We start from the raw sequence: 9,020 nt of genomic DNA on the forward strand, positions 1-9,020 counted from the left end.
CCCACCGTTGCGGTTGCGGGTGCGGTTGCGATTGTTGCCGCCCTGGTTCGACGCGTGGTCGGACTCGCCGCGCCCGTTGTCACCGCGATCGTTGTCACCGCGCCCGTTGCCACCACGGTCGTTGTCACCGCGGTGATTGTTCGACTGGTCGCTGTCGGTCCGAGTGCTCTGCGCGCTCGACTCCACCGACGCACCGTTCGCCGAGTCGGTAGCAGCACCGTCGGCATAGCCACTGCTGGCAGGAGTACTGCCGGCAGACTTCTCCGACTGCGGGCTCGCAGTGGTCTCGGAGGTGATCGTCATCTGCTCCGGCGCAGCCTCGGCAGATGTCGCGGTCTTCGTACGGCGGGTCGCGCTGCGGACCGCCTTGGGAGCCTCACCGGCAACAGCCTCGGCCTTGGGTGCGGTTGCCTTCTGTGCGTCGGCGGCAGGTGATCCTGCGCCCTGGCGCTCCTTGATGGCGGCGATCAGATCGCCCTTGCGCATTCCGGACGTGCCCTTGATGCCCAGCTCACCAGCGAGTGAACGGAGTTCGGTCAGCACCATGCCGGAGAGGCCTGCGCGTGTCTTGGTCTTGGGTGCGCCTTGGTCGTCGGCGACGCTTGGCGCGGTGATCAGGTCCGTATCAGTCACGGATGTCCTTTCGTTCCTCCGCAGTCAGATGCTGCGTGAGGTCGTGATGTCGCCTACTGAGGTGTCCGACGCCGCTCGATCGGCTCGACGCGTCGTCGACCTTCAGAGGAAATGACCGCCGTCCGTGCTGGATGGGCGGACAAGATTGTGGTCCGGCTGCGGTGTGTCACTCCTGAACTGCTGTGCTCTCGCCTGAACTGCTGGGCTCTCGACAAGAATCTGCTCTCGACGAGAAATGCCAGCTCGCCGATTGCGCGATGCCCCAGATCGGTGACTGCTCTTATTCGCACCCGGGAGCCGACCGGATACTGATCAGAGATCGGTGAGAAGCACGGCGGAACGAGCCTGCGCGGCTAGACCAGTTTATGATAACCCCCCAGGCATGGTACCGGCAACACGCCGAATCCGCATGAGGAGATTCAGCCGATCTGGACGCCGCCCGCGATCTCGAGTTGCTGCACACGAAAACCCTGCTCGGCCGCGAACTCGCGGGCCGTCGAATCGACTGATCGCGTGTCGAGGACCAGCACACTCGGGCCGGCTCCGGAGACCGTCGCAGCATATCCCCGTGCGCGGAGGGCGGCGACGAGCCGCGCGGTCTCCGGCATGGCGGCCGCGCGATAAGGCTGATGCAACCGATCGTCCGTTGCCGCGAACAGACAACTCGGATCGGACGTCAGCGCGACGACAGCGAGCGCTGCGCGACTGACGTTGAAGATCGCGTCGGCACGCGGGACGTCGTCGGGCAGCAGGCCTCGGGTGAACGACGTCGACGACTCGGTCGACGGAACGAAGGCTGTCGCCCGGATGCCGGGATGGACGTCGAGTCGCCGCGCGCCGTAGCGGGCATGCTCGCCGGGTTCGATCCAGGTGACGACCGCTGACCCGAGGACGCTGGCCGCGGCGTTGTCGGGGTGACCTTCGAAGGCGCTGGCCAATTGCACCAGGTCGGCGTCGGAGATGGGATCGCCGAGGCCTGCGGCCACAACCAGGCCGGAGGCCGCGGCGAGTCCGGAGACCGCGGCCGAGGCCGACGATCCGAGACCGCGCGAATGCGGGATGGCGTTGACAGTCTTCAGATGGAGTCCTGCCGCCGACACGCCCGCATGCGCGAGTCCGGCGAGCAATGCACGAACGACGAGATGGTTGGCATCACGGGGCACGTCGGCGGCGGCCTCACCCACGACGTCGACGTCGATACCGGCAGGCGTCGTCGAGGCAACCACCTCGTCGTAGAGCCCGAGCGCGATACCGAGCGAGTCGAACCCCGGTCCGAGGTTCGCACTCGACGCAGGCACGCGCACTGTGGTCGAAAGACCTTCCGGCAGTTGCCTATACACCGTATCCGGGCTGACCATTCGTCGGTCCGTCCCGGATTCAGGCGACGCCGAGTGCATCGGCAACCGCGACGGGATCGACCGGAATCGCCTCGACTTCCGGCATCCCGAGGAGTGCGGTATCGGGGTCCTTGAGGCCGTTGCCGGTCACGGTGCAGACAACCGTCTGGCCCGGAGTGATCCAGCCGTCGGCGTGGGCCGCGAGCAGGCCCGCCACGCTGGCAGCGGACGCCGGCTCGACGAAGACGCCCTCTTTACCCGCCACGAGTCGGTACGCCTCGAGCAGCTTCTCGTCGGTGGCTGCGCGGAACTGGCCGCCCGACTCCTCCTTGGCCGCGACGGCCTGGTTCCAGCTTGCGGGCGACCCGATGCGGATCGCGGTGGCGATGGTCTCGGGATCTTTCACCGGCGCGCCGTTGACCAGCGGAGCAGCACCCGCAGCCTGCACACCGAGCATGCGCGGAAGATCGCTGATGCCGTCGGCGTGGTACTCGCGATAGCCCTTCCAGTACGCGGTGATGTTGCCCGCGTTGCCCACCGGGAGCACGTGCACGTCAGGCGCGCGGCCGAGGACGTCGACGATTTCGAATGCCGCCGTCTTCTGCCCCTCGATTCGTGCCGGATTGACCGAGTTGACCAGCTCGATCTCGGTAAACTCCGCGGTGGCCTTGCGGGCGAGTTCGAGACAGTCGTCGAAGTTGCCCTGTACCTGGATGATCTTGGCGCCGCTCATGACCGCCTGGGCGAGCTTGCCCATCGCGATCTTTCCCTCGGGAATCAGCACGGCGCAGGTGATGCCGGCACGGGTGGCGTAGGCCGCGGCCGACGCCGACGTATTTCCCGTTGACGCACACAAGACCGCCGTCTTGCCGTTGTTGACCGCGTTGCTCACGGCCATGGTCATGCCGCGATCCTTGAACGAGCCGGTCGGGTTGAGTCCCTCGACCTTGAGGTACACCTCGCAGCCGGTCAGTTCGGAGAGGTGGCGCGCGGGAACGAGCGGGGTCGCACCCTCGAGGAGGGTCACGACCTTCCAGTCGTCGCCGACGGGCAGTCGTGAACGATAGGCCTCGATCAGCCCTGGCCAGCCTGCATGCACAGGCGCGTGCGCGGGTGCGTTGGTCGCGTCAGTCATCGGTTCCTTCCAATCGCAGAACGCTGGACACCGTGGTCACGGAGTCCATGTCCTCAAGTGCCGCAACGCATTCCGACTGAGCTCGATCGGGTGCGCGGTGTGTGACGACGATGAGCCGGGCGTCGTCGCCCGCGCCTTCCTGACGGACTGCGGCGATACTCACCGATCGCTTCGAGAATTCGTTGGCGACCTGCGAGAGTACACCGGGCTTGTCGGCGACTCGCATGGAGACGTAGTAGCGGGTCGGCACTTCGTCGATCGACGCAATCGGCAACGACGCGTAGGTCGATTCAAGTGGTCCGCGACCGCCGTGCACCTTGTTTCGTGCGGCCATCACCATATCGCCGAGCACCGCCGATGCCGTCGGCGAACCGCCTGCACCCTGCCCGTAGAACATGAGCCTTCCCGCGTTCTCGGCCTCGACGACGACTGCGTTGAAGGCGCCGTTGACCGTTGCGAGTGGGTGTGACAACGGGATCAGCGCCGGGTACACGCGCGCCGACACCCGCTGGGAGCCGTCGGCGCCTCGCACCCGTTCACAGATCGAGAGAAGTTTGACCGTGCAGTCGAACTTCTTCGCCGCCACCAGATCGTCGGGCGTCACGTTCGTGATGCCCTCGCGGTAGACGTCGGCCGCGGTCACGCGGGTGTGGAACGCGATCGACGCGAGGATCGCGGCCTTGGCCGCGGCGTCGTAGCCCTCGACGTCGGCCGTCGGATCGGCCTCGGCGTAACCCAGACGTCCTGCCTCGGCGAGGGTTTCGGCGTAGTCGGCACCGGTCTCCGCCATCTCCGACAGGATGAAGTTGGTGGTGCCGTTGACTATTCCGGCGACTCGCTCGACCGTGTCGCCCGCGAGAGACTGCATCAGCGGACGCACCACCGGAATTGCTCCGGCGACGGCCGCCTCGAAGTACAGGTCGACCTTGGCGTCGGCGGCTGCGGTGGCGAGTTCGCCCGTGTACTCGGCGAGTAGCGCCTTGTTGGCCGTCACCACGGATTTGCCCGATTGCAGTGCGGTGCGGATCAATTCGCGGGCGGGATCGATTCCGCCCATGAGTTCGACGACGATGTCGACGTCGTCGCGTGCCACGAGTGCTGCGGGGTCGTCGGTGATCAGTTCCTGAGCGATCTTGCGTGGCCGGGTCAGATCACGCACCGCGACGCCGCGAAGATCAACGGGCGCACCGACCCGAGCCCGCAGGTCGGCGGCGTTGTCCTCGAGGATTCGCACCACCTCGGAACCCACATTGCCCATACCGAGGACCGCGACGCCGATCGTCTTGTCCTGCGCTGTCATGTCTTGTCCCGCCGATTGGTCTTGCCCTACCGAGTTGTCTTGCCCTACACCGTTACTCATTCAGCGCACCTCCAGCCGCAGATAGTCGTCGAGTGTCTCGCGGCGAAGAATCACCCTCGCCGTACCGTCAGCCACCGCGACCACGGCCGGCCGCATCGCCATGTTGTATCGGCTCGACATCGAATAGCAGTACGCACCGGTCGCCGCGACGGCGATCAGATCGCCGGGTTCGAGGTCGCCGGGTAGCCAGCAGTCCTTGATTACGATGTCGCCACTCTCACAATGCTTTCCGACGACGCGGCTGACCACCGGATCGGCGTCGGAAACCCGCGAGACCAGCCGCACGTCGTACTCGGCCTGATACAGCACCGTCCGGATGTTGTCGCTCATTCCGCCGTCGACGGACACGTAGCGACGTACCGACCCGCCGCCGAGTTCGACGTCTTTGATGGTCCCGACCCGGTAGAGCGTGATGGTGCCCGGCCCGGCGATCGCGCGGCCGGGTTCGACGGCGATCGTCGGCATCGGCAGGCCAACCGCTTGCGATTCGCGACGGACGATGGTGGCCAGTGTCTCTGCGACATCGGCGACGGGCAGTGGACGTTCGTCGGGAAGGTACGAAATACCCAGTCCCCCACCGAGATCCACGATCGACATCTGCGACGTCTTGTCGACACCGAACTCGTCGACGACGTCGTGGAGCAACCCGAGCACCCGATGTGCCGCGAGCTCGAAGCCGTCCATGTCGAAGATCTGCGAGCCGATGTGGCTGTGCAGCCCCACCAGTCGAAGGTTATCGGTGGCGAAGACGCGGCGAACCGCTTCCATGGCGACGCCGCCCGACAGCGCGAAACCGAACTTCTGGTCCTCGTGTGCCGTGGCGATGAACTCGTGTGTGTGGGCCTCGACGCCGACGGTCACTCGGATCAGTACGTCGGCGACAACACCGCGCTCGCCCGCCAAACGGTCGAGGCGCTCGATCTCCATCATCGAGTCCAGCACGATGTGCCCGACGCCGGCCTCGAGTGCCGCGTCGAGTTCATCGAGGCTCTTGTTGTTGCCGTGCAACGCGATTCGCTCTGCCGGGAATCCCGCGTGAAGGGCGATAGCGAGCTCGCCACCCGAACAGACGTCGAGTGACAGACCCTCCTGGTCGACCCAGCGCGCAACCTCGCTACACAGGAACGCCTTCGACGCATAGTGCACACGTCCGTAGGGTCCGAACGCGGTCATCATGTCGCGGCAGCGTGAGCGGAAATCATCCTCGTCGAGCACGAACAGCGGGGTGCCGAAGGTCTCGGCCAGCTCACCGACTCCAACGCCCGCGATGGTCAGTTCGCCGGACTCGGCACGAACAGCATTGCGCGGGAACACGTTTGCCGGGATCTGCGCAACCGCGGCCGGGTCGTTCGGCTGCTGGGCCAACTGCGGTGCCGCTTGGGTCTCGGCGTGGCGCGGTCCCGCCGGATGCGCGTTCACATCCGCTCCGGAGCGCTGACGCCGATGAGGTCGAGCCCGTTGCGCAGAACCTGGCGGGTTGCCGCGCAGAGCGCAAGCCGCGCGCCGTGGATGTCACCGGGTTCTTCATCGCCCTGCGGCAGCACCCGATTGTGGGCATAGAACCGGTGGTAGGCACCCGCGAGGGACTCCAGGTAGCGCGAGATGCGGTGCGGCTCACGCAGTTGCGCCGCCGTCGCCACGACTTCGTCGAAGTCGCCGATCGTGCGGATCAGATCGCCCTCGGTGTCGGAGTCGAGCAGGTCGAGGTGTTCGAGTCGGGGCTTGAGGCCCAGTTCGTCGGCGTTGCGCGCGATCGCCGACAGCCGCGCGTGTGCGTACTGCACGTAGTACACCGGGTTGTCGTTGGACTGCTTGGCCAGCAGGTCGAGATCGATGTCGATGTTCACGTCGATCGACGAGCGGATCAGCGCGTAGCGCGCGGCGTCGACTCCGACCGCGTCGACGAGGTCGTCGAGCGTGATCACGGTGCCGGCCCGCTTGCTCATCCGCACCGGCTTGCCGTCGCGGACGAGGTTGACCATCTGCCCGATGAGCACCTCGACAGTGTCGGGGTCGTCACCCAAAGCTGCGGCGGCGGCCTTGAGTCGCTTGATGTAGCCGTGGTGGTCGGCGCCGAGCATGTACATGCACAGGTTGAAACCGCGGTTGCGCTTGTCACGGTAGTAGGCGATGTCTCCTGCGATGTAGGCGGCTTCGCCATCGCTCTTGATGACGACACGGTCCTTGTCGTCGCCGAAGTTCGTCGTCCGTAGCCACCACGCGCCGTCGGACTCGTAGAGGTTGCCGTTGGCGCGCAGTTCGGCGATGCACTCCTCCACCAGGCCCGAGGTGAACATCGAGTTCTCGTGGGTGAACACGTCGAAGTCGGTCCCGAACTCGTGCAGGCTCGACTTGATGTGGTCGAACATCAACTCGACGCCGACCGACCGGAACGTCTCACGACGTTGCTCCTGCGGCTGCGAGAGGACGTCGGGGACGGCCTCGACCACCTTGTTCGCGATGTCGACGATGTACTCGCCCGCGTACCCGTCCTCGGGCGTCGGCTCGCCGAGCGCTGACGCCTCCAGTGAGCGTGCGAACTTGTCGATCTGAGAACCGTGGTCGTTGAAGTAGTACTCGCGGGTGACCTTGGCTCCGCGTGCTGCCAACACCCGTCCGAGAGCATCACCGACCGCGGCCCAGCGCGTGCCACCGAGGTGGATCGGGCCGGTCGGGTTGGCCGAGACGAACTCGAGGTTGATGGTCTTGTCGCTGAACTCGTCGCCCTTGCCGTACTCGGTGGTCTGGGTGAGGGCCGTCTCGATGACGCTGTTCTGGGCCGACGCGGCCAGCCAGATGTTGACGAATCCCGGGCCCGCGACCTCGGCTTTCTCGATACCATCCGCAGCGGAGAACGCCTCGACGAGCCGTCCTGCGAGTTCGCGCGGATTGACACCGAGCTTCTTGCCGAGCTGAAGTGCGACGTTGGTCGAGTAATCGCCGTGATCGGCGTGGCGAGGACGCTCGACGACCACGGATTCGGGCACCAGCGACGCGTCGAGTCCGCGATCGGACACGACGGTCCGGGTCACGGTACTCAACAATGCGGCGAGATCGGCGGGAGTCACAGGTCACCATCCTATTGGCCCCACTTCAGCAAGCCGCAACTGCCTGGTGAATCGTAGAGTTTTGAACCGTGATCCCTGCGATACGACTCTGGAATGACACCGACGGCCGATCCCACGTCGAGCACGGCTCGGTGTCACTCGACGCGCACACACTGCGCTCTGCCGAGACTGCAACGACCACCGCTGCGTTCCAGGAGACCGCCGAGGGCGGCTCGTTCGCCTGGCACACCGCGCCGCGGCGTCAGTACGTGATCACCCTGGCCGGTGTGCTGGACTTCGTCACCCGCGACGGAGAGAAATTCCGGCTCGAACCCGGGGTCGTCCTGGTCGCCGAGGACACCGACGGCACCGGCCATCGGTGGGAACTGCTCGGCGACGACCCGTGGCGACGGCTGTACGTCGGGCTTGCCGACGATGCGGAGTCGGGGTTCCGGGCCCAATGATGGGTTCTTACGGAGTGAGATGGACATAGGGCGCAGGATCGCCCGGTTGCTGGTGTTGCGCGTGTTTCCATAGTTGATCAGTGAAGGCGGCTGCCACGTCCCACTGGACAGGCGTTGAAAGTTCCATTCCACGCGAGGCCCCATTCCATTGCGGAGACCGGACAGTACGAACGAATATTGGCGACGCTCTCCTCGTCCGAGCGTACGGAGAGGCACAGCGTACGGAGAGGCACAGCGTACGGAGACATGAGGAGTATTTACCGAGGCCCGCGGTGATCTGCGGGCCCGGAGATAAGAAACGGTGCCCCCGGCAGGATTCGAACCTGCGGCCTTCTGCTCCGGAGGCAGACGCTCTATCCCCTGAGCTACGGGGGCTCAACGGGCGACAGCAAGCCTAACCCACAGCGCGAACGGATCCCAACCCGGCACGCGTGTGTCAGAACGGGGGTGGTCCGGCTGAGTTGTCGACAAGGGATTTGTCGACGTCGCGGGTGAGGCGGCGTTGGCGGTTGCGGTGTCGTTCGGCGCGGCGTCGGGCGTGTTTGTTCGCCGCGCGTGTGTGTCGGCGCGGGGTGGTCTCGAGTGGTTCGATTCGACGCGGTGGCGGATCACCGGTGGCCGGTGGGGTGAAGTGGAGTCGGCGTAGTCCGGGGAAGGTGTCTTCGAACGTTTCGGCGTCACCGGGGATGACGAATCCTTCCGGGGTGATGTATTCGGTGACCAACCGGCCGGTGACCGGGTCGCGGTACTGGTCATCGATCCAGTCGCCGAATGTCTTGGTGATGTGCCCGTACCGGCATTTGGTGTTGAGGTTCTCGTAGCTGGTGGACCCACCTGCAGCCGGGGTGTGGTGGTCGTATTCGGTGACGTGATCGTTGTCGGCGGTCCATGCCGAATGGCTGCAGCCGGGGTCGACGCAGTAGCCGTCGCGGCATCGCACCGCTTCATCTAATGCGGTGGATGGGCGGTAGGGGTCGGTGCCGTGTGCGGGCAGGGTGAACGTGCCGTCAGCGTTTTCGGGGATGTTTGTCGGTACCACCCGGT

The 9,020-nt window shown here is 65.7% G+C and carries 7 protein-coding genes, 1 tRNA gene and 1 pseudogene; 1 reads left to right on the plus strand and 8 read right to left on the minus strand.

Annotation, left to right across the window (positions count from 1 at the left end; genetic code table 11):
• From B3T59_RS23580 to argS, 6 genes are all read right to left on the minus strand, one after another.
• Nucleotides 1-633 (minus strand): Rho termination factor N-terminal domain-containing protein (locus tag B3T59_RS23580; RefSeq protein WP_287005277.1); only part of this gene is annotated, 633 nt, incomplete at its 3' end.
• 419 nt (nt 634-1,052) lie between these two features.
• On the minus strand, nt 1,053-1,991 hold the full coding sequence (gene thrB / locus B3T59_RS23585) for a homoserine kinase (protein ID WP_251723231.1): 939 nt from the start codon (nt 1,989-1,991) through the stop codon (nt 1,053-1,055).
• A 19-nt stretch (nt 1,992-2,010) separates the two neighbouring features.
• Nucleotides 2,011-3,105 carry a threonine synthase gene (gene thrC, locus B3T59_RS23590; protein ID WP_064861944.1) on the minus strand — a complete coding sequence of 365 codons (1,095 nt, stop codon included), beginning with the start codon at nt 3,103-3,105 and terminating at the stop codon, nt 2,011-2,013.
• The gene (locus B3T59_RS23595) at nt 3,098-4,405 is read right to left on the minus strand and encodes a homoserine dehydrogenase (protein WP_064861943.1); all 1,308 of its coding nucleotides are present in this window, start codon (nt 4,403-4,405) and stop codon (nt 3,098-3,100) included. The genes thrC and B3T59_RS23595 overlap by 8 nt, the downstream gene beginning before the upstream one ends.
• Before the next feature lie 60 nt (nt 4,406-4,465).
• Nucleotides 4,466-5,884, minus strand: coding sequence for a diaminopimelate decarboxylase (lysA, locus tag B3T59_RS23600; protein WP_064861942.1), 1,419 nt, complete (start codon nt 5,882-5,884; stop codon nt 4,466-4,468).
• Nucleotides 5,881-7,533 (minus strand): arginine--tRNA ligase, encoded by a 1,653-nt coding sequence (gene argS / locus B3T59_RS23605; protein WP_287005278.1) that lies wholly within the window; start codon nt 7,531-7,533, stop codon nt 5,881-5,883. Before argS ends, lysA begins: the two co-directional genes overlap by 4 nt.
• A gap of 68 nt (nt 7,534-7,601) precedes the next feature.
• Here argS and B3T59_RS23610 point away from each other — a divergent pair, with 68 nt between their 5' ends.
• Nucleotides 7,602-7,976, plus strand: coding sequence for a cupin domain-containing protein (locus B3T59_RS23610; protein WP_064861940.1), 375 nt, complete (start codon nt 7,602-7,604; stop codon nt 7,974-7,976).
• Between the two features lie 302 nt (nt 7,977-8,278).
• On the opposite strand, the gene B3T59_RS23615 is transcribed toward B3T59_RS23610, so the two are convergent.
• Both B3T59_RS23615 and B3T59_RS23620 read right to left on the minus strand, forming a co-directional pair.
• A tRNA-Arg gene (locus B3T59_RS23615) sits at nt 8,279-8,351 on the minus strand.
• Nucleotides 8,352-8,412: 61 nt separating this feature from the next.
• Nucleotides 8,413-9,020 (minus strand): annotated as a pseudogene (locus tag B3T59_RS23620) (HNH endonuclease); the annotation flags it as partial.

Origin of the sequence: Gordonia sp. UBA7860 (assembly GCF_002500165.1) — a bacterium.
In the GTDB taxonomy this organism is placed as follows: Bacteria; Actinomycetota; Actinomycetes; order Mycobacteriales; family Mycobacteriaceae; genus Gordonia; species Gordonia sputi.